Annotated in this window: 17 protein-coding genes, 1 tRNA gene and 1 riboswitch; of the genes, 9 read left to right on the forward strand and 9 right to left on the reverse strand. The window is 71.3% G+C overall.

Going from position 1 to position 18469, the window contains the following annotated elements; translation table 11 throughout:
- Positions 1 to 162: 162 nt before the first annotated feature.
- The 4 genes from ACFYML_RS18295 to ACFYML_RS18310 are packed head-to-tail and all read right to left on the reverse strand — an operon-like array spanning position 163 to position 3795.
- On the reverse strand, positions 163 to 813 hold the full coding sequence (locus tag ACFYML_RS18295; protein ID WP_387421706.1) for an aminodeoxychorismate/anthranilate synthase component II: 651 nt from the start codon (positions 811 to 813) through the stop codon (positions 163 to 165).
- A 5-nt stretch (positions 814 to 818) separates the two neighbouring features.
- On the reverse strand, positions 819 to 1100 hold the full coding sequence (locus ACFYML_RS18300) for a hypothetical protein (RefSeq protein ID WP_387421707.1): 282 nt from the start codon (positions 1098 to 1100) through the stop codon (positions 819 to 821).
- Between the two features lie 2 nt (positions 1101 to 1102).
- Entirely contained in the window at positions 1103 to 2992 is a 1890-nt protein-coding gene (locus ACFYML_RS18305) for a class E sortase (protein WP_387421708.1), read from the reverse strand.
- Positions 2989 to 3795: a DUF881 domain-containing protein gene (locus ACFYML_RS18310; RefSeq protein ID WP_387421709.1), complete on the reverse strand. Its 807-nt coding sequence runs from the start codon at positions 3793 to 3795 to the stop codon at positions 2989 to 2991. The genes ACFYML_RS18305 and ACFYML_RS18310 overlap by 4 nt, the downstream gene beginning before the upstream one ends.
- A 231-nt stretch (positions 3796 to 4026) precedes the next feature.
- On the opposite strand from ACFYML_RS18310, the gene ACFYML_RS18315 reads away from it, so the two are divergent.
- The gene (locus ACFYML_RS18315; protein ID WP_387421710.1) at positions 4027 to 4290 is read left to right on the forward strand and encodes a cell division protein CrgA; all 264 of its coding nucleotides are present in this window, start codon (positions 4027 to 4029) and stop codon (positions 4288 to 4290) included.
- A gap of 411 nt (positions 4291 to 4701) precedes the next feature.
- A complete protein-coding gene (locus tag ACFYML_RS18320) occupies positions 4702 to 6945 on the forward strand; it encodes a heterodisulfide reductase-related iron-sulfur binding cluster (RefSeq protein ID WP_387421711.1) in 2244 nt (747 codons plus the stop codon).
- A 65-nt stretch (positions 6946 to 7010) separates the two neighbouring features.
- Here ACFYML_RS18320 and ACFYML_RS18325 read toward each other — a convergent pair whose 3' ends face one another.
- Positions 7011 to 7418 carry a GPP34 family phosphoprotein gene (locus ACFYML_RS18325; protein ID WP_387421712.1) on the reverse strand — a complete coding sequence of 136 codons (408 nt, stop codon included), beginning with the start codon at positions 7416 to 7418 and terminating at the stop codon, positions 7011 to 7013.
- Positions 7419 to 7511: 93 nt separating this feature from the next.
- Between ACFYML_RS18325 and ACFYML_RS18330 the strand changes: the two genes are divergently transcribed.
- The 3 genes from ACFYML_RS18330 (at position 7512) to ACFYML_RS18340 (ending at position 10996) form a co-directional block, all read left to right on the forward strand.
- Entirely contained in the window at positions 7512 to 8819 is a 1308-nt protein-coding gene (locus tag ACFYML_RS18330; RefSeq protein ID WP_387421733.1) for a hemolysin family protein, read from the forward strand.
- A complete protein-coding gene (locus ACFYML_RS18335) occupies positions 8812 to 9816 on the forward strand; it encodes a hemolysin family protein (protein WP_387421713.1) in 1005 nt (334 codons plus the stop codon). Before ACFYML_RS18330 ends, ACFYML_RS18335 begins: the two co-directional genes overlap by 8 nt.
- Positions 9817 to 9994: 178 nt before the next feature.
- Positions 9995 to 10996 carry a C40 family peptidase gene (locus ACFYML_RS18340; protein ID WP_387421714.1) on the forward strand — a complete coding sequence of 334 codons (1002 nt, stop codon included), beginning with the start codon at positions 9995 to 9997 and terminating at the stop codon, positions 10994 to 10996.
- 64 nt (positions 10997 to 11060) lie between these two features.
- Here the strand turns inward: ACFYML_RS18340 and ACFYML_RS18345 are convergent, their stop codons facing one another.
- On the reverse strand, positions 11061 to 13109 hold the full coding sequence (locus tag ACFYML_RS18345; RefSeq protein WP_387421715.1) for an N-acetylmuramoyl-L-alanine amidase: 2049 nt from the start codon (positions 13107 to 13109) through the stop codon (positions 11061 to 11063).
- A 232-nt stretch (positions 13110 to 13341) separates the two neighbouring features.
- Positions 13342 to 13477: riboswitch (cyclic di-AMP (ydaO/yuaA leader) on the forward strand.
- 12 nt (positions 13478 to 13489) lie between these two features.
- On the opposite strand from ACFYML_RS18345, the gene ACFYML_RS18350 reads away from it, so the two are divergent.
- Entirely contained in the window at positions 13490 to 14524 is a 1035-nt protein-coding gene (locus ACFYML_RS18350) for an NlpC/P60 family protein (protein ID WP_387421716.1), read from the forward strand.
- 45 nt (positions 14525 to 14569) lie between these two features.
- Here ACFYML_RS18350 and dcd read toward each other — a convergent pair whose 3' ends face one another.
- Entirely contained in the window at positions 14570 to 15148 is a 579-nt protein-coding gene (gene dcd / locus ACFYML_RS18355) for a dCTP deaminase (RefSeq protein ID WP_387421717.1), read from the reverse strand.
- Positions 15149 to 15226: 78 nt separating this feature from the next.
- On the opposite strand from dcd, the gene ACFYML_RS18360 reads away from it, so the two are divergent.
- Positions 15227 to 15772, forward strand: a complete 546-nt coding sequence (locus ACFYML_RS18360) for a pyridoxamine 5'-phosphate oxidase family protein (RefSeq protein WP_387421718.1) — start codon at positions 15227 to 15229, stop codon at positions 15770 to 15772.
- Between the two features lie 66 nt (positions 15773 to 15838).
- Here ACFYML_RS18360 and ACFYML_RS18365 read toward each other — a convergent pair whose 3' ends face one another.
- The gene (locus ACFYML_RS18365) at positions 15839 to 16822 is read right to left on the reverse strand and encodes a zinc metalloprotease (RefSeq protein ID WP_387421719.1); all 984 of its coding nucleotides are present in this window, start codon (positions 16820 to 16822) and stop codon (positions 15839 to 15841) included.
- A gap of 243 nt (positions 16823 to 17065) precedes the next feature.
- On the opposite strand from ACFYML_RS18365, the gene ACFYML_RS18370 reads away from it, so the two are divergent.
- A tRNA-Gly gene (locus ACFYML_RS18370) sits at positions 17066 to 17139 on the forward strand.
- A 78-nt stretch (positions 17140 to 17217) separates the two neighbouring features.
- On the opposite strand, the gene ACFYML_RS18375 is transcribed toward ACFYML_RS18370, so the two are convergent.
- Positions 17218 to 17937, reverse strand: a complete 720-nt coding sequence (locus ACFYML_RS18375) for a tyrosine-type recombinase/integrase (RefSeq protein WP_387421720.1) — start codon at positions 17935 to 17937, stop codon at positions 17218 to 17220.
- Positions 17938 to 18063: 126 nt separating this feature from the next.
- On the opposite strand from ACFYML_RS18375, the gene ACFYML_RS18380 reads away from it, so the two are divergent.
- Positions 18064 to 18291 (forward strand): hypothetical protein, encoded by a 228-nt coding sequence (locus ACFYML_RS18380; protein WP_387421721.1) that lies wholly within the window; start codon positions 18064 to 18066, stop codon positions 18289 to 18291.
- The last annotated feature ends 178 nt before the right edge of the window (positions 18292 to 18469 follow it).

Below are 18469 nucleotides of genomic sequence, written 5' to 3' on the forward strand. Positions count from 1 at the left end.
GCCCCGACGTGCGTCGGGGCCTCGGATTCGGTCGGGCCCTGGCCCATCATGATCGACTCAATGTCGCCGACATGGCGGCGTCCGAGTGCATGCGACACCGCGATGTCGCGTAAGCGGAGTGGATCAAGCCGGGCGGCGGCACCCGGGCCGGGGAGCTGACGGTCAGGCGGCGGCGAAAGCGGCCCGGCGGCGGGCGTCCACCTCGGCGGCGAGTTCCGGAGCCCGCTCCAGCGCCTCCGGGTAGCCGCACGCGGCCAGCCAGTTCGCCAGCATGAGGTGCCCGCCCTCGGTCAGCACCGACTCGGGGTGGAACTGGACCCCCTCGATCGGCAGGGTCCGGTGCCGCATCGCCATGACCACGCCGGAGCCGGTCCAGCCGGTGACCTCCAGCTCCTCCGGCAGGGTCTCGGGCAGCACGGCGAGGGAGTGGTAGCGGGTGGCGGTGAACGGGTCGGGCAGGCCGGCGAGCACCCCGACCCCGTGATGGCTCACCTCGGAGGTCTTGCCGTGCAGCAGCTCCGGCGCCCGGGTCACGGTCGCGCCGAACGCCTCACCGATGGCCTGGTGGCCGAGGCAGACCCCGAAGAGGGGCAGCTCACCGGCGTACTCCTTGATGACGTCGAGGCAGATGCCGGCCCGGTCCGGGCTCCCCGGGCCGGGCGAAAGCAGCACGCCGGCCGCGCCCACCCGGCCCACCTCGGCGACGTCGATCTCGTCGTTGCGCCGGACTTCGCAGTCCACGCCGAGCTGGCCGAGGTACTGCACCAGATTGAAGACGAACGAGTCGTAGTTGTCGATCACCAGGACGTGCATCGGGGTCACCTGTTCGGGGTGGTGGGCGGGGCGTTGTTCGTCTCCGTGCTGTACGGGATCTCCTCGTGGCTCGGGGTCACCCCCGGGTCGTTGAGCTCGCCGCCCGAATCCTCACCCGGTACGCCGGACTCCTGGGTGACCTGCACGTCGTCGAAGGGGAGCAGGGGCTCCGCCCACGGGAAGACCACGAACCAGAGCAGGGCGACCGCCGCCGCGGTGAGCAGCACCGAGCCGGCCAGCTTGCCCGCCAGCCCGAAGGGGAGTTTGCGCCAGATCCACCCGTACATCGTCAACCTTCCAGCTCGGCCGGGCGGCCCGCCGACTTCGCCTGCACGCGGTCCAGCCGGGCATGGATGATCAGCCGCTGGTAGTTGTCGAACTTGGGGTTGCAGGTGGTCAGGGTGAGCAACTTTTCGGTCGGCTTCGCGCCCGGTTTGCCGGGCACCGGGGCCACCACCTCGACCTGGTTCGGCCGGACGATGCGCTGCTCGTAGACCTTGTAGACGAACCAGTCGGTCTTGGACTCCACCACGATGTTGTCACCGGTGCGGAGCTCGTCCAGCCGCCAGAAGGTGGCCCGGATGCGGTGCCCGGCCACGGAGAAGTTGCCCACCTGGCCCGGCATGGCGCTCTTCGGATAGTGGCCGGGGGCGTACCGGATGTCGGCCGGGCTGACCCCCTCGACCACCACCCAGTGCTTGTCGAACTTCGGGATGTAGAGCCCGGCGACCGGCTTGCCCTCCGCCGGTGGCGTGGGCTTCGCGGCGGGCGCGCTCGGGCTGACCGTCGGGTCCCCGGTCGGCCCCCACTCCTGGGCGAGCTGGCTGTTCAGGTCGTTCTGGTGGGCGTCGACGATCACCGTCTTGCCCCAGATCTCGTACCCGGCGAAGAGCAGCACCACCAGGCCGAAGGTGATCAGCAGTTCCCCGGTGCCCCGCACGACGGTACGCAGGCGGGAACCGACGGTGGGCCGGGTCAGCTCCGAGTAGACGCTCTTGTAGCCCTCGCCGGTCTGCTCGGGGCGTAGCTGCACCACCCGCTCGCCCCGACGGGGCGTGGGCGGCGCGGCGGGGGTGTCGGGCTCGTCGCCGGAGTCCTGGACGGGGGGCACCGCACCCATCAGCGCGGTCGAGTCCAGGGCCGGGTTCCGGGCCGGCCGGTTCTGGACAGCGGGGATCAGGGCGGTCGCGGCCGGGTCCGCCGCGTCGCCGGCCGGTCCACCCGGGCCGCTCCCGGTCGGACCCGCCGCCCGGGGTACGCCGGCGGCCGATGACCCGCCCCGAAGGGCGGCGCCGGCCGGGTCTCGACCGGGCCGTCCGGCCGGCGGAACGCCATGGCCCTCGTACGGGTGCCCGGCGGAGCGGCGCGCGGGTCGGTCGCCGACCGGGGGGATGAACGCGGTCGGCCCGTCGCCCGGCGCGGCCGGTCGTACCGCCGCGGTGTCGAACCCGCGGGCGACTGGCTCGTCGGGGGCGCGGTGGCCCGGTACGTGCGTAGGGAGCCCGGACGCGCCGGTGGGGCCCTCTGCCCGGCGGGTGTCGGGGCCGTCGGAGGCGCGGTGGCCGGGCGCGGCGGTGGGGCCGTCCGCTCGACGGGTGCCGGGGCCATCGGGCGCGCGGTGGCCGGGCCCGGGGGCTCCAGGCGCGGCGGGGCGGCCCTCCGGCCGGCGTGCGCTCGGCTCGTCGGCGGCCCGGCGGCCGGGCGTGTGGGTGCTGAGCCCTGGCCGGGCGGTGGGGTCGTCGCCACTCCAGCGGCCCGGCGCGGTGCCCCACGGGTCCGGCGGCGCCGGCCGGCGGTCGAACCGGTCGTCGGCTGTGTTGGTGCGTGGGCCCGCGGTGGCCGGGTCCGCCGGCCAGCGGCTGGCCTGCTCGGCGGGGCCGCCGGCCGGCTGGGTGTCCGCCCAGCTGCCCGAGGCCGGCTGGCGGGGGTCGTGGTGGCGGCGCTCCGGGCCGGCGGCGGGCGCCGGCGGGCGGGCCTGTGGGTCACCGGTCCAGGGCGGGGGCGGGGACGGGAACCGGGCGGCCGGCCGGCCGCCCGACGCATCGGGCGCCTCCGCCTCCGGCCAGGGCAGGTCGAGCGCGGGTCGGGCCGGGGGCGGTGCGGGCCGGTCGACCTTCGGGATGAACGCGGTCGGCCCCTCGCGGTCGTCGTGGCGCTCCCGCGCGTCCTCTGGCCTCACTGCAGCACCTTCGCGGACTGGAGCGCGGTCGAGTCCTCGAACGCCGGCACGGTGACCGTGGAGGCGGTCTCCTTGTACCCGAGCTGGTAGTGGTCGACCGCTTCCCTGAACAACCGGACTCCCTCGGAGGCGGCGAGCGCGCGCTGGAGAGCGGCGGGGTCGCCGATTGCCACGATCTTGAACGGAGGGGAGTACACCCGGCCGTGCAGTAGCAGGGTGTTACCGACGCAGCGTACCGCGCTGGTGCTGAGGACGCGGACGTCCATGATTGACATCGCCTCGGCTCCACCCGCCCAGAGCGCGTTCACGACCGCCTGGACATCGCCCTGGTGGACGACCAGGTCGTCATTGCTGGCACCTTTGGGCAGGGCCTGGTCGGCCCGCCGGGGCGCGTCGTCCAGCTCGATGGTGACCCCGGTGCCGGTGAGCGCGGTGAACCCGGCGGCCTGCCGGCTGGCGGCGGCCCGGTCGCGCTGGGCCTTGATCGGGCCGTCGGTGTCGGCCAGCGTGGCGGTCTGCTCCTCGACCTCGGCGCGTAGCGCGGCGGCCTGCTTCTCGCTCGCCGCAACCTCTTCCCGCCGATCCTCGATCAACTGGGTGAGCTGGGGGCGGCGGTCCTCCCGCAGCGCCGTGCCGCCGGCGGTGGTCGCGGTCGTGGTGAACAGCAGCCCCGCCGCGGCGGCGATCAGGGGTACGCCGATCGACCAGCCCGGGCGGCGCTGCCGCGGCCGTCGGGGCAGCAGGCCGGCGACCGCCCGCCGGAGGACCTTCTGCCAGGAGGCGGCGCCGGACGTGTACTCCACCGGGCGTTCCCTTTCCCGTCGTCTCGTTCCGGTCCGCGTCGACCCGGACCGGTGTGTTCGACCCGAAAAGTCCCGCCTTTTCGGTCACTCCGCGCACTGGCCTGACCCCATTCGTGGCCTGGACGGTCCGTCGGGACTACGCTAGCTGTCGAACCATTATTGGCCATGGACCGTCGCCCCCGCGCCCGGTTGTCAGGCCGGACGAGGTCGTACCCCCCTCTGGAGAGCGTCGTGCCCAAGTCTCAGGTCCGCAAGAAGAAGGTGTACACCCCGCCGACGGACGTTCGTCCCACGGCAACGGCTGCGACGCGCAAGCCGAGCCCCATCTGGCTGCCGATCACGGCCGTGACGCTGATCGTCGTCGGCATCGGCTGGCTGGTCGTGTACTACCTCTCCGAGCAGGCGTACCCGGTCGCTACGTGGGGTTACTGGAACCTCGCGGTGGGCTTCGGCGCGATGGTCGCCTCGCTGATCCTGCTCTCCCGCTGGCGCTGACCGGTCGACGTCCGGCCCGCCCCCCGCGACCCTTCAGCTCGGCGCGTCTGACGCCGCACAGCGACCTGAAGCCGTCGTACCGGGGCGGGCCGTCGGCCCAGTCCTGCCCCGGGCGGCCGCCGCTGACCGGTTCCACCACCCGCTCCATCGGGCTACGTCACGCCGCGACGCCCCTGACCGGCGGGCGGCGCCCGGTCCCCCTAAGGTGTCGGCAGGGCGGCGTGGCCGGATGCGAGATGACTCACGTTACTGCTGGGTAACCTTGCGCGTAGGCTGCACTGCATGACCGAGCGGAGCGAGGTCATCGACCGGTCGGGTCCGGGTGATGGGAGCGGCACAACGCCGACCCAGTCCTGAGCCCCGCGCGGTTGCCGAGCCGCTCGACAGGCAGCAGACCGGGAGGCCAACTCGATGGGCAGCGTCCAGATCGTCACCACGATCCTCGCGGCCGCCGTCACCGCCGTGGCGGTGGGGCTTGCGGTGCGCGCGGTCATGCAGATGGTGGCCGTCATCCGGCTCGGGCAACCGGCCCCGGAGCGGTTCGCCGACAAGGGCGCCCGCACGACGAAGATGCTGGTGGAGACCGCCGGTCACACCCGCATGCTCAAGTGGAGCGTGGTGGGCGCGGCGCACTGGTTCGTGATGGTCGGGTTCATCGTGCTGTCGCTGCTGGTGCTCGAGGCGTACTTCGAGGTGGTCACGCCCGGCGGCGGCCTGCCGATCATCGGGCACTGGACGATCTTCGGGCTGGTCACCGAGCTGATCGGCATCTTCGGCCTGCTCGGCATCCTGGTGCTGATGGCGATCCGGCTGCGCAACCGGCCGAACCGGCCCGGCAACCGGTCCCGGTTCACCGGCTCCACCATGTGGCAGGGCTACTTCGTGGAGTGGGTCGTCCTGCTGGTCCTGATCTTCGGCTTCGTGATCCGGGGCTTCAAGGTCGCCACCGACCACTTCGAGTTCCCGGTCTGGGCCACCCCGCTCAGCCACGCGGTCGGCGCGGCGCTCCCGGCTTGGACGGCCGGCGTGAGCATCGCCGCGCTCGTCAAGATCGTCATCTCGATGACCTGGCTCATCGTGATCTCGCTGAACGTCACCATGGGCGTCGCCTGGCACCGCTTCCTGGCGTTCCCCAACATCTTCTTCAAGCGCGACCCGGAGAAGCCGGCCGGCTCCGGCCTCGGCCCGCTGCGGCCGATGACGAGCGACGGCAAGCCGCTCGACTTCGAGGAGGCCGACCCGGAGAAGGACCAGTTCGGCGTCGCCCAGGTCGAGCAGTTCACCTGGAAGGGCCTGCTGGACTTCAGCACCTGCACCGAGTGCGGCCGCTGCCAGTCGCAGTGCCCGGCGTGGAACACCGGCAAGCCGCTGTCGCCGAAGCTGCTGGTGCTGAGCCTGCGCGACCACGCGTACGCCAAGGCGCCGTACCTGCTGGCCGGCGGCGGAAAGGACCTGGCCGGTGAGGAGAAGGCCACCCAGGAGCAACTGGCGAACGTCGACGTGCTGGCCCTGGCCGAGGCCGACCGGCCGCTGATCGGCACCGCCGCCGACGGTGGCGTCATCGATCCGGACGTGCTCTGGTCCTGCACCACCTGCGGCGCCTGCGTCGAGCAGTGCCCGGTGGACATCGAGCACGTCGACCACATCGTCGACATGCGCCGCTACCAGGTGCTGATCGAGTCGAGCTTCCCGTCCGAGGCCGGCGTCATGCTCCGCAACCTGGAGAACAAGGGCAACCCGTGGGGCGCCCCGCAGAACACCCGGGAGGACTGGACCAAGGGCCTCGGCTTCGAGGTGCCCCGGGTCGGCGAGGTCGAGGACTTCGAGTACCTGTTCTGGGTCGGCTGTGCCGGCGCGTTCGAGGACCGGGCCAAGAAGACCACCCGCGCGGTCGCCACGCTGCTGCACGAGGCCGGCGTCTCCTTCGCCATCCTCGGTGAGGGCGAGACCTGCACCGGTGACCCGGCGCGCCGGATCGGCAACGAGTTCGTCTTCCAGATGCTCGCCCAGCAGAACGTCGAGACGCTGAACGAGGCGTTCGAGGGCCGGGAGCGGAGCAAGCGCAAGATCGTCGCCACCTGCCCGCACTGCTTCAACACCCTGGGCAACGAGTACGGCCAGCTCGGCGGCGAGTTCGAGGTGGTTCACCACACCCAGCTCCTGGCCCACCTGGTCGCCACCGGCAAGCTCACCCCGGTGCAGCCCGTGGATGGCGGCCTCACCTACCACGACCCCTGCTACCTGGGCCGGCACAACCGGGTCTTCACCCCGCCGCGCGAGGTGTTGGGCGCTGCCCTCGGCGGCGGCCAGGGTGGCGCAGCCGGCGCTTCCGGTGCGGGCCGCGACAGCGGCCTGATCGAGATGCCGCGGAACAGCGAGCGCTCCTTCTGCTGCGGTGCCGGCGGTGCCCGGATGTGGATGGAGGAGAAGATCGGCAAGCGGATCAACGTGGACCGGGTCGAGGAGGCCATGTCCACCGGGGCGAGGACCATCGCGGTCGGCTGCCCGTTCTGCTCGACGATGCTCAACGACGGGGTCAACGGCAAGGGCGCCGGGGAGCAGGTCGAGGTGATCGACGTCGCCAGCGTGCTGCTCCGCTCGGTCAAGCCGGAGGGCACCCGGGGCGACAAGGAAGCCGAGCCGGTCGCCGGCTGAGGCGTACGCCGGGACGGCCCGGCACTCGACGGCGGTGGCCCCCGGTGGTGCCACCGCCGTCGTGTCTAGGTGGCGGCGGTGGTGACGATGACGGCGGTCGTGATGGCCGTGAGGACCGCCGCCTGGGTCTCCTCGATCGCCTTCCGGGTCGCCGCGGACGCCCAGTCGCCGGCCGTGATCTCGGCCAGCCGGGCCTTGACCCGGTCCTTCGGCAGGTCCGGGAAGAGTTTGCGGTCCAGCCCGACCGACCGGCTCAGCGCGATCAGCGCGCCGGTCCGCGCGTCGACCGGCCCGTCGGACACGACTGCGGCATGCATCCGCCGCCGGGCCTCCGTCTCCGGCACCGGCTCGCCGCCGGTGGGCGAGGGATAGCGGGTACGCGGGAAGAGCCCGAGCACCCGGTCTGACTCGCGTCGGAGCACGCCGGCCTCGACCAGCCCGGCCAACACCCGGTCGGAGAGCTGCCCGGCCACCCCGGGCTCGCGCCCACTCGTGCCGCGGGCGGGGCCGTGGAAGAATCGCGCCGAGGTGAGCCGATCATCGATGCCCTGTTGGTCACCACGCTGTTGCCCCTGGTCGGCTTCGTCCTGCTGACCGCCGGCAACGCGTTCTTCGTCGCGGCCGAGTTCGCCCTGGTCACGGTGGACCGCGCGGAGATCGACCGGCGGGCCGGCGAAGGCGACGGCCGGGCCGCCACGGTACGCCGGGCGCTGCGCGAGCTCTCCTTCCAGCTCTCCGGCGCGCAGCTCGGCATCACCATCACCGCGCTGCTCACCGGCTACCTGGCCGAACCCGCCCTGGCCCGGCTCTTCGCCCCGCTGCTGCGCCCGTTCAACGGGGCGGAGCGGTTCAGCACGCTGCTCGCCCTCGCGCTGGCCACGCTGATCTCGATGCTCTTCGGCGAGCTGGTGCCGAAGAACCTGGCGCTGGCCCGGCCGATGCCAGCCGCGCTCGCCACCGCCGGGCCGATGCGGACCTTCTCCCGGACCTTCGGCTGGCTGATCCGGTTGCTGAACGACTCGGCGAACCGGCTGGTCCGCCGGCTCGGGGTGGAGCCGCAGGAGGAGCTGGCCAGCGCCCGGTCGCCGGAGGAACTGGGCCTGCTCGCCGCGATCTCGGCCCGGGCCGGTGCACTCCCGCCCGACACCGCGATGCTGCTGCGCCGCACCATCCGCTTCGGCGACAAGCGGGCCGCGGAGGCGATGACGCCCCGGGTGGACGTGATCGCGCTGCGGGCCACCGCGACCGTCGCCGAGCTGCTGGACCTGTCCCGGGAGACCGGCCGGACCCGATTCCCCGTCTACGAGGAGACGCTGGACCTCGTCACCGGCGTCGCCGGGGTGCCGGACGCGCTCGGCGTACCGCTGGCGCAGCGGACGAGGACGACCGTCGCCGCGGTCGCCCGCGAACCGGTGTACGTGCCGGAGAGCCTCGACCTGGACGGCGTGCTCGCCGCCCTCAAGTCGGCCGGCGCCGACCTGGCCATCGTGGTCGACGAGTACGGCGGCACCGACGGTGTGGTGACCGTGGAGGACCTGGTCGAGGAGCTGGTCGGGGAGATCGCCGACGAGTTCGACCCGGACGCGGTGGACGAGCTCGGGCCGGTGGAGCTGACCGTGCCGGGTGGGGAGCGGACCGTCCTGGTGGACGGCGTGCTGCGCGCGGACGAGTTGGCCGAGCAGACCGGGTTCCGGCTGCCGGAGGGCCCGTACGAGACCCTCGCCGGCTTCCTGATGGCCCGCCTCGGGCACATCCCCGTACCCGGGGAGACCGTCGAGGCGGGCGGGTACGAGTTCACCGTGGTCGAGGTCGAGCGGCACCGGATCGAGCAGGTCCGGGTGGTCCGCCCCGAGGAGCCGGACGACGATGAGTGAGCTGGCCGTCGCCGTCCTGCTGCTGTTCGGCAACGCCTTCTTCGTGGGTAGCGAGTTCGCGCTGATCGCCTCCCGCCGTACGGTGATCGAGCCGCTCGCGGCGACCTCGAAACGCGCGCGGTGGGCGCTCGCCGCGATGAACCAGATCCCGCTGATGATCGCCGGAGCGCAGCTCGGCATCACGGTTTGCTCGCTCGGCCTCGGCGCGATCGCCGAGCCGGCGCTGGCCCACCTGCTGGAGGCGCCGTTCGAGGCGCTCGGGCTGCCCGCCTCCGGGGTGCACCCGGTGGCCTTCGTGATCGCCCTGGGCGTGGTGGTCTACCTGCACACCGTGGTCGGCGAGATGGTGCCGAAGAACATCACCCTGGCCGGTCCGGAGCCGTCGGCGCTCTGGCTCGGCCCGGCGATGCTGGCGTTCTGCCTGGCCACCAAGCCGCTGCTGCTGGCCATGAAGTGGTCGGCCCGGCAGGTGCTGCGGTGGTGGCGGGTCGAGGCGACGGACGCCGTGAAGACCGTGTTCACGGCGGAGGAACTGGCCGGGCTGGTCTCCCAGGCGCGGACCGAGGGGCTGCTGGACGCCGAGGAGCATGCCCGGATCACCGGCGCGCTGGCCCTGCACAGCCGTACCGCGGCGGACGCGCTGCAACCCTGGTCGACGGTGACCACGGTGGCCGAGGACGTGTCACCGGCCTCGCTGGAGGTGCTGGCGACCCGTACCGGCCGGTCCCGGTTCCCGGTGGTGCAACGGTCCACCCGGCGGGTGCTCGGCTTCGTCCACGTGAAGGACGTGCTCGGGTACGCGGGCGCGAGTCGCCGCGCGCCGGTGCCCGCCGAGGTCTACCGGCCGTTGGCGGTGGTGCCACCCGACCGTACGCTGGCCGACCTGTTGCTCTCGATGCGGCGCGAGCGGCGGCACATGGTCCTGGTGAGTGACGGACGTCGACCTCTGGGTGTGGTGACGCTCGACGATGTGTTGACGGCAATCGTTGGGAAGTGATTGAACACCGTTTGTGTGCAAGCGGTTGCGCATACGTGATATAGCGATACGCCGCCTTGATTCCACCCCGTCGCCTTCCCTAATGTGGGGCACCGACCGCTGTGGTCGTCTGCCTCGACTTCCCCTCTCGCGAGGCGCCCGGCGGTCGGTTGCAAAGGAGTCCGTGCCGGTGGCAACCATGCCCCCTCATCGTCACGCCCCGAGCCAGCCACCCGCCCCACCGGTCGGAGCGCGCCGGGTCGTACGCCGTCTCCTCACCCTGGTCGCGGCCGTCGCGGTCGGTGCCGGGCTGCTGGCGGCTCCGGCGCACGCGGCGCCGTCCGTGGATGAGATCGACGCGCAGATCGACAAGCAGTGGGAACAGCTCGAGCCCACCATCGAGAACTACAACAAGGTCCGTGCCCAGCTCAAGGTCAACAAGAAGAAGTCGGACGACCTCGAGAAGAAGATGGTGCCGCTGCAGCTGCAGTCGGACCTGGCGATGAACCAGGTTGGCGACATGGCGGCCCGCTACTACATGCGCGGGCCCTCGCAGGAGATCGGCGCCCTGCTGACGAGTACCAAGCCGGGCACCCTCGGTGAGCAGCTCGTCATCCTCGATCACCTGGCCGCTGAGCAGAAGAAGCAGGTCGCCAGCGTGCTCGCCGTCCGGGACAAGTACAACCGGCAGAAGCGGAAGCTGGACGAGCTGATCGCCACTCAGACTAAGCAGAGCAACGAGCTGGCGGCGAAGAAGAAGAAGATCGACAGCGAGATCAAGCGGCTGACCGCGATGCTGCCGGTGACCTCGATCCGTCCGGCGGGCTGCCCGGCCATCGACGGCGTGGTGAGCAGCGCCGCGCGGACCGCGATCAAGACCGCCTGTGCCCAGGTCGGCGACCCGTACGTGTGGGGCGCCACCGGCCCGAACGCCTTCGACTGCTCCGGCCTCACCCAGTACGCCTACAAGGCCGCGGGCATCTCCCTCACCCACTTCACTGGAGCACAGTGGAACGAGGGCCGGGCCGTGTCCCGCAGCGACGCGCGCCCTGGTGACCTGGTCTTCTTCTACAGCGACCTGCATCATGTCGGCCTGTATCTCGGCAACGGCATGATGGTGCACGCGCCACGGACCGGCAAACCGGTCCAGGTAACCAAGATCAGCTACATGCCGGTCGCCGGCTTCCGCCGCGTCAGCTGACCCTCTCGAGCAGCACGAAGGCCCCCGGTCCGGGTGGACCGGGGGCCTTCGTTTTCGCCGAGGGTCAGCTGGGGGAGCCGACCGACGCCGGCGTGATCTGCACGTCGTCGAGGTTCACGTACATCACCCGGTGGCCGAACTGCACCTGGACGTACTTGTTCTCGCCGCGGACCACCGTCCGGTCATCCGGGGCGGAGCCGTCGAAGGAGACGGCCCGGTAGTACTCGCCCGGCAGGACGCCGCCGACCGCGTACCGCTGACCGGCCGGGAAGGTGTACTGCAGCGGCGAGATGGCCTGGTACGGGATGGTGGCCGGGTAGGCGGCCCGTTCGGGGTAGGCCCGCCCGTACACCGGGATGGTGGTCTTGCCCGGCTTCGGGGTCACCACGAAGCCGTTCGCCCACTTCGCCGTCGGCGCCGAGGCCGGGTTGTAGAACCAGGCCTTCTGGCCGAGGTACCAGATCGCGGTCCAGTCGCCCTGAATGCCCGCGAGGGCGTACGTCTGACCGGCCGAGGCGCGGGCGCCGTGATCCTTGATGTGCATGGTGTTCGGGGTGCCGTTCGGGCGCAGCCCCAGGTCGTTGACCAGTGGCGCGGTCGGGCTCGGGCCGGTGCGCAGGATGACCGAGGAGGAGCCGCGCAGCGGGCACGGCTCGGCCGGCGGCGGCGGCTTCGGGACGCCCGGCGGCTGCTGGTTGCAGGCGTAGAAGGCCGGCTTGTTCGTCGCGAAGTCCGGGTCGATGGTGACCAGGCCGGTGCTCGGGGTGCCGGTCGAGTGGAACGGCGCCTTCATCAGGTCGAAGTAGTGCGACCAGTCCCAGTACGGACCCGGGTCCCAGTGCATCCCGGCGACGTTCCCGGCGGTGATGCCGGGGACGTTGTCGTGGCCGAGGATGTGCTGCCGGTCCAGCGGGATCTGGAACCGCAGCGCCAGGTGCCGGACCAGCTTTGCCGAGGCCCGGTACATGGCCTCGGTGTACCAGGTGCCGTGGCCGGCGAAGCCCTCGTGCTCGATGCCGATGGACTTGGCGTTGACGTACCAGTTGCCGGCCTGCCAGCCGACGTCCTTGGCCTTGATGTGCTGGGCGACGTAGCCGTCCACCGAGCGCAGCGTGTAGTGCCAGCCCAGGTAGGTCACGTCCTGGACCAGCCGTACGCTCGGGCCGAAGTAGCCCTCGGTGTCGTGGATGATGATGTATTCGAGCTTCTGCTGAGCCGGCCGGTTGCCGATGTCGTAGTTGCCGTAGTCCACGATGGTCGTCTCGGGGATCGTGTACTCCCCGTACGGTGCGGGGATCCACTCGCAGGCGAGGCGGACCGGGCACTCCAGGCCGTCCGGCCGCTCGGCGCGGCGCAGGCCGAGCTTGTGCAGCCCGGACTGGTCCGGCGTCACCGCGGCGGCGGCGAGGGTCACCCGCTGGCCGTCGTCGGTGGTCCGGCTGGCGCCCTGGCCGATCTGGTCGTACACCTCGTCGGCGAAGGCCGCCGCCGCGTCCTCGGTGTCCGCGCCGGAGTACCGGGCCACCGCGCCGTACCAGGCCGCCGGGTCGCTGCCGGCGCCGACCGGCCCGCCCAGTTTCTGCTGGTACGACGCCAGCAGGGCCGCGCCGCCGCGGATGTTGGCCGCCGCGTCGTCGCGCAGCGTCTCCTTCGACACGCCGGTGAGGTCGGCGGCGGTGTCCAGGGTCTGCAGCGACGCCACGGGCAGGGTGTCCCCGGAAGGCGCGGCGGCGGCGGTCAGGTCGACGGTGAGCGGACGGGACTCGTCGCCGCGGGGGTCCTCGTTCTCGTCCACGTGCGCGCTGGACGGGGTCGAGGCGACCTGCTGCGCGTCGGTGAGGTGCATCGGGCCGTAGCCGCCGCTGGTGCTGGGCCGGCCGGAGTGGGTGTCCCAGCGGGACTCCAGGTAGGAGACGCCGAGCAGGACGCTCTGCGGCACGCCGTACTCCGCCGCCGCGGCGGCGTACTGCTGCTGCCGGTCCGGGCTGTCGGTGGTGCCGGCGACGGTGAGGGGCGCCGCCGCGGTGGGACCGCTGGTCGCGAGAGCGGTGGCCGCCGCGACGGCGGCGGCCAGCAGTATCCGTCTGCGCGGTGGCAGTGCTGAGAGGTGCATCGAACCTCCAGATAGGGATGGGGGTGACTGCGTCCCCACCCTCACTCCGCAGATGGCCCCAGGTCAATACCTTTCCAGGTGGTGATGATGGGCGTAAAAAACCTTCACCGTCGGGTGGTTTCCGAATCTGCGTACGGAGTGTCACGGCGGATCGGGTTGCGGATTGATAACGACGGTCCCTACTCTGGTCAGTCGTCGACCGGTAGGTTCACCGTCCATCCCGGGTGGTGACGGTCCGACACCGCCGAGTCGCCGCCAGGCGAGCCGGGGACCCAGGTACCTGGGGTGAATCCGCAGCCACTGCGGTAGGGCGGCTCCCTTCCCGTCCGAACCCGTCAGCTAACCCGGTAGGCGGTCAGGAAGAAGGAGTACGGAGCCCGGTGGCACACCATGCCCCGCGGCCACCGTCGGACCGGTCGGTCGACCGGTCGACGGCTGCGCCGCGTTCACGCTGGTCCCGCTTCACCATTGCCCTCGCCGCCCTGGTCGGCACCGCCGTCGTCCTGACCGGCGGCGCCACGGCGGCCCACGCCGAACCGTCGGTCACCGAGATCGAGCGCCAGATCGACCAGGACTGGAACAAGCTCGAACCGATCATCGAACAGGTCAACTCCACCCGCGGAAAGCTCGCCGTCCGGCGCAAGCAGGCCGACGCGCTGGCGAAGCAGATCGCCCCGCTCGAGGCCCAGGTCGACGCCGCCCTCGGGCAGGTCAGCGGGCTGGCCGCCGACGCGTACAAGGGCAACAACCTCTCCACCGTCAACGCCCTGCTGGGCAGCCGGTCGCCGAGCGAGGTGGTCAACAGCCTCGAACTGCTCGACCGCTTCGCGCACCACCAGCACGAGCAGGTGCAGGCCGTCATGGAGCTGCGCGACGAGCTGGCCGCGAAGAAGAAGCCGTTGGACGCGATGGTCGCCCAGCTGGCCCGTACCGAAGCTCAGCTCGCGGCCCAGAAGAAGCAGATCGACGCCGAGATCGCCCGGCTCCAGAAGCTCCGGCTCAAGGTGTACGGCAACGGCGGCGGCGGACCACTGCGTCCCGCGCCCTGCCCCGCCGGCTACCCGGGCGGCCCGGCCGGTGTCGCGGTCAAGTTCGCCTGCGCCCAGATCGGCAAGATCTACGTCTGGGGTGCCGCCGGCCCGGACCACTACGACTGCTCCGGCCTGACCATGGCGGCCTGGGCCAAGGCCGGGGTCTCCCTGCCGCACAACGCCCGCGAGCAGCACGACGTCACCCGGCGGGTGAGCCGCGGCGAGCTACGCCCCGGTGACCTGGTCTTCTACTACAGCGACCTGCACCACGTCGGGATGTACGTCGGCGGCGGCTGGGTGGTGCACGCCTCCCAGTCCGGCAAGCCGATCACGATGAAACGCGTCGACGACGGCCAGATCAACAGCTACGGCCGCCCGGGCTGACGGGTACGCAGGGGCTTCCGCGTCGCGGGAGCCCCTGCGTCGTGCTCAGCGGGTCGGCCAGGTACGCCAGTTCTGCCAGGACCGGCTCTGGGTCGGCCCGCGCTGCCCCTGGTAGCGCGAGCCGTAGACCGCCGAGCCGTACGGGTGCTCGGCCGGCGACGAGAGCCGGAAGATGCAGAGCTGGCCGATCTTCATGCCGGGCCAGAGCGTGATCGGCAGGTTGGCCACGTTGGAGAGTTCCAGCGTGACGTGCCCGGAGAAGCCCGGGTCGATGAAGCCGGCGGTGGAGTGGGTGAGCAGCCCGAGCCGGCCCAGGCTGGACTTGCCCTCGAGCCGGCCGGCGAGCTGGTCGCCCAGCGAGATCACCTCGAGCGTCGAGGCGAGCACGAACTCGCCCGGGTGCAGCACGAACGGCTCGCCCTCGGGTACCTCCACCATCGAGGTCAGGTCGTCCTGCTGCTGGGACGGGTCGATGTGCGTGTAGAGGTGGTTGTTGAAGACCCGGAAGAGCCGGTCCAGGCGTACGTCGATGCTGGACGGCTGCACCAGCGTAGGCTCGAAGGGCTCCAGCGCGAGTGCGCCCGCCTTGATCTCGGAGACCAGGTCGCGGTCGGAGAGCAGCATCGGAACACCATAGCGACCGGTACGGGCGACCTGCGTGTCGGACTACATCTTCGTACACGTGTTCGATAGAATGTCCGCATGGCTTCCTGGTCCGAATTCGCCGCCGACGAGCCCCGACTCGCCGACGAGATCCGCCTTCTCCTGCAGCAGTACGGGCCGGGCTTCGGCTACCTCGCCACGGTCCGCGCCGACGGGGGCCCCCGGGTCCACCCGGTCTCCCCGGTCATCACCGACGACGGGCTCTACTGCTTCGTCATCGACTCGCCCAAGCGCCGCGACCTCGAACGCGACGGCCGCTACGCGCTGCACTCCTTCCCGCCGGAGGAGAGCGACGACGAGGCGTACGTCGCCGGTCGGGCCCACCCGGTGACCGACCCGGCGACCATGGCCCGAGTGGCCGGGATCGGCCGGGCCGCGCCGCACGTCGACTGGCGGCTGTTCGAGTTCACCGTCGACGTGGCGATGCTGACCCGGCGCGACCAGGCGGCCCACCTCGGCGCGGGCCGGCCGCAGGTGCGGGTCTGGCTCGACCCGCAGGCGACCGCTGCCGCGCGGCGTGCCCCGGCCGTCCCCGAGGGGCGGCGCGGCCGCCACGGCTTCGACACCCGCCGCCCGGCCGCCTGACCGTATGAACACCGGTGCCGGCCCCGTCCGAGGACGAGGCCGGCACCGGTTCGCTGTGCTCGGCGGTTACGCCGCGCGGTAGGCGTTCCACGCGGTCAGCATCCGGCTCGCCTGGCCGGAGGTGAACTGGTACATGCACGAGTCGTAGGTGTAGTCCATGAAGTTGGTGATCGGGTCCAGGCCCGGCGCCGTGCAGGTGTCCCGACCGGTCGGGCACTGGTATGCCGGCGAGGCCTCGGCCGGGGTGTCGCTGACGCTGTCGCCCGAGCCCGAGCAGCCGCCCTGGAAGGTGTGGTAGAGGTTCAGCCAGTGGCCGATCTCGTGGGTGCCGGTGTCGCCCTGGTTGTAGTTCGTGGCAGTGCCGCTCGGCAGCGACTCGTTCAGCACGACTACGCCGTCCATCTTGTCCAGCGACCGCTTCGGGAAGGTGGCCCAGCCGAGCAGGTTGTCGCTCAGCTCACCGAGATACATGTTCAGGGTGTTCTTGCCGCCCTCGCGCAGAGTGGTCTTCATCGACCGCTCGGCCGAGGAGCCTGAGACGATCGGGTACCAGGACGGGTTGGTGACCCGGTTGATCTTCTGGAGCTGGAAACTGAAGGCGGTGGGGGCGCCGCCGGTGGCGCCGCTGTAGGCCTGGTTGAGCACGCTGATCTGCTGAGAGATCATCGAGTCCGGGATGTTGCCGCCGGCCCGGGTGCTGTCCCGCTGGATGACGTGCACCACGACCGGAATGGTCACGGTCGCCAGGGGGGCGGCCCCGGCGCCGGCCCGGAACCGGGCCCGCTCCGCCAGGGCGGAGGCGAGGTCCGCCTCGCGCTGACGGACCTGGGCGGCGGTCAGCTCGTTCGGCTCGTGCTTGGCGTGCGCGCCGGCCTTGACCCGGGCGTCCGAGTGGACGTCGGCCGGCTCGACGCAGCCGCCCGCCGGGGCGGCCGAGAAGGCCGAAGCGGCCGGGACGACGCCCACCGCGGCGGTGCTGAGCAGCAGCGCGAGCGTCGTCGACGCGACACCGGCGGTACGCCGGGTCAGCAAGTTGGGACGAAGTCCCATGGGCCCACCTCTTTCTGGCGGCGTGACAGGGGGTGTGTCACGCCGTGGCTGAAACGTTGGGGAGACGTTACAACCGATCGATCGATTTGAGAACGGCGGTATGTTGCCGCAGTGAAATTTTCGGCAGGCCCGATACGGGTCGGCGTGGCAAGAACGCCTCCAGCCGGTTTTGTGGCGGGTGAGGGTCGCCACGGGGTACCTGCGTGCACGGAGGCGGTGACCTCAGGTACAGTGGTGCCGCCTGCGGGTGTAGTTCAATGGCAGAACATCAGCTTCCCAAGCTGACAGTGCGGGTTCGATTCCCGTCACCCGCTCCAGCGCGAAGGCCCTGATCAGGACGCGAGTCCCGGTCAGGGCCTTCGATACTCCAAGGCCGAGGATCATGCGGCGTGCCATTAGCGTGCCATTGGCCCTGCTCGCCGTTGGCTTCGTCCCGGTCGGCCGACCGCTTCTTGCCCTTTCTTGCCGCCGGACTTCTTGTCGCCCTTGTCCTTGCCGCCGCCAGTCGTCTTCTTGGCCTTCTTCTGGTCCGCGCGCACCGCATCGTGCAGCGCCTGGGCGATGGCCCGGTCAGCTTCCGCCGTGGCGTGCTGGTAGATCAGCGCGGCCTGCGTCGAGTCGTGTCCCATCCGGGCCATCAGGTCCCGAGTGCTCGCCCCGGTACGGGCCGCCAGCGTGTTGCCCGTGTGCCGTAGGTCATGGAAGTGCAGGTCCGGCTGCCCGATCCGCGCAACGTTGGCCTTCCAGCCGATGAGCTTGTTCAGGTTGCCCCGCCAGATCGGGCGCCCGCTCTCGGTGGTGAACACGAACGCCTCCGGGTTGTCGTCGACCTCTGCAGCCAAGTGGTCGCGGACGACCTCGACGACAGTCGGCGGCAGGCTGACCATGCGCCGGCCAGCCCGAGACTTCGGCGGGCCGAGCACCAGGCCGACCCCGCGCTGCTCGGTGTACGCCTGCCGTACCCGGATAGTGCCGGCTGCGGTGTCTATGTCCTGCCGTTGCAGCGCGGCGACCTCACCCCAGCGCAGGCAGCCGAAGGTGGTGACTAGGACCAGGGCGCGGTACCGGGGCGGCACGATTTCGGCCAGCCTGAAGACCTGGGTGAGTGTGAGCACCGGCCGCTCCGCGGCTACGTCCAGGCCCTCCGCGCTCACCGCAACAAGCCCGGGGGATTCTGGGTCGCCGCCGCCGACCCGCGCGCCGCTGACGAGGCCATCATCGGAACCCGCCTGATCAAGGACGTGACAGCCGCAGCGCTGCTCAGCGACGGAGCCAGCCGGCTTGCCGACCGCTTCGACCTCACCGACTGGGCCGGCCTCCTGGAGATCCTGCACGACCACGGCCCAGCCGAGCTGATCCACCGCGTTCGTGCCGCCGAAGACTCCGACCCACACGGCACCCGCTGGCCCCGTGGCAAGACCCACGACGATGCGACTGCCGCCTACTGCACACAGTTGCTCGACACGTAGCACCGGTCATGCCGTCGCGTCCCACCCGATGCTTGACGCGCACGCGGGGGGTCAGGTGCCCTGCTGGTGAAACCGGGCTGACTGAAGTGATCTCAGCGACTTTCCGGTAGGTATTTGTACTCGAAGTGGGTCAGGTGTAGCGCGGCGGCGACGATGTCGCCGATTCGGCGTGGGCTGA

It is taken from the genome of Micromonospora sp. NPDC007230 (assembly GCF_042869115.1).
Lineage (GTDB): Bacteria > Actinomycetota > Actinomycetes > Mycobacteriales > Micromonosporaceae > Micromonospora.

Bases quoted from the DNA above. Each gene is read 5' to 3' on its own strand.
- ACFYML_RS18295 (WP_387421706.1), bottom strand. From the start codon at position 813: ATGCACGTCCTGGTGATCGACAACTACGACTCGTTCGTCTTCAATCTG.
- ACFYML_RS18300 (WP_387421707.1), bottom strand. From the start codon at position 1,100: ATGTACGGGTGGATCTGGCGCAAACTCCCCTTCGGGCTGGCGGGCAAG.
- ACFYML_RS18320 (WP_387421711.1), top strand. From the start codon at position 4,702: ATGGGCAGCGTCCAGATCGTCACCACGATCCTCGCGGCCGCCGTCACC.
- ACFYML_RS18335 (WP_387421713.1), top strand. From the start codon at position 8,812: ATGAGTGAGCTGGCCGTCGCCGTCCTGCTGCTGTTCGGCAACGCCTTC.
- ACFYML_RS18340 (WP_387421714.1), top strand. From the start codon at position 9,995: ATGCCCCCTCATCGTCACGCCCCGAGCCAGCCACCCGCCCCACCGGTC.
- ACFYML_RS18345 (WP_387421715.1), bottom strand. From the start codon at position 13,109: ATGCACCTCTCAGCACTGCCACCGCGCAGACGGATACTGCTGGCCGCC.
- dcd (WP_387421717.1), bottom strand. From the start codon at position 15,148: ATGCTGCTCTCCGACCGCGACCTGGTCTCCGAGATCAAGGCGGGCGCA.
- ACFYML_RS18360 (WP_387421718.1), top strand. From the start codon at position 15,227: ATGGCTTCCTGGTCCGAATTCGCCGCCGACGAGCCCCGACTCGCCGAC.
- ACFYML_RS18365 (WP_387421719.1), bottom strand. From the start codon at position 16,822: ATGGGACTTCGTCCCAACTTGCTGACCCGGCGTACCGCCGGTGTCGCG.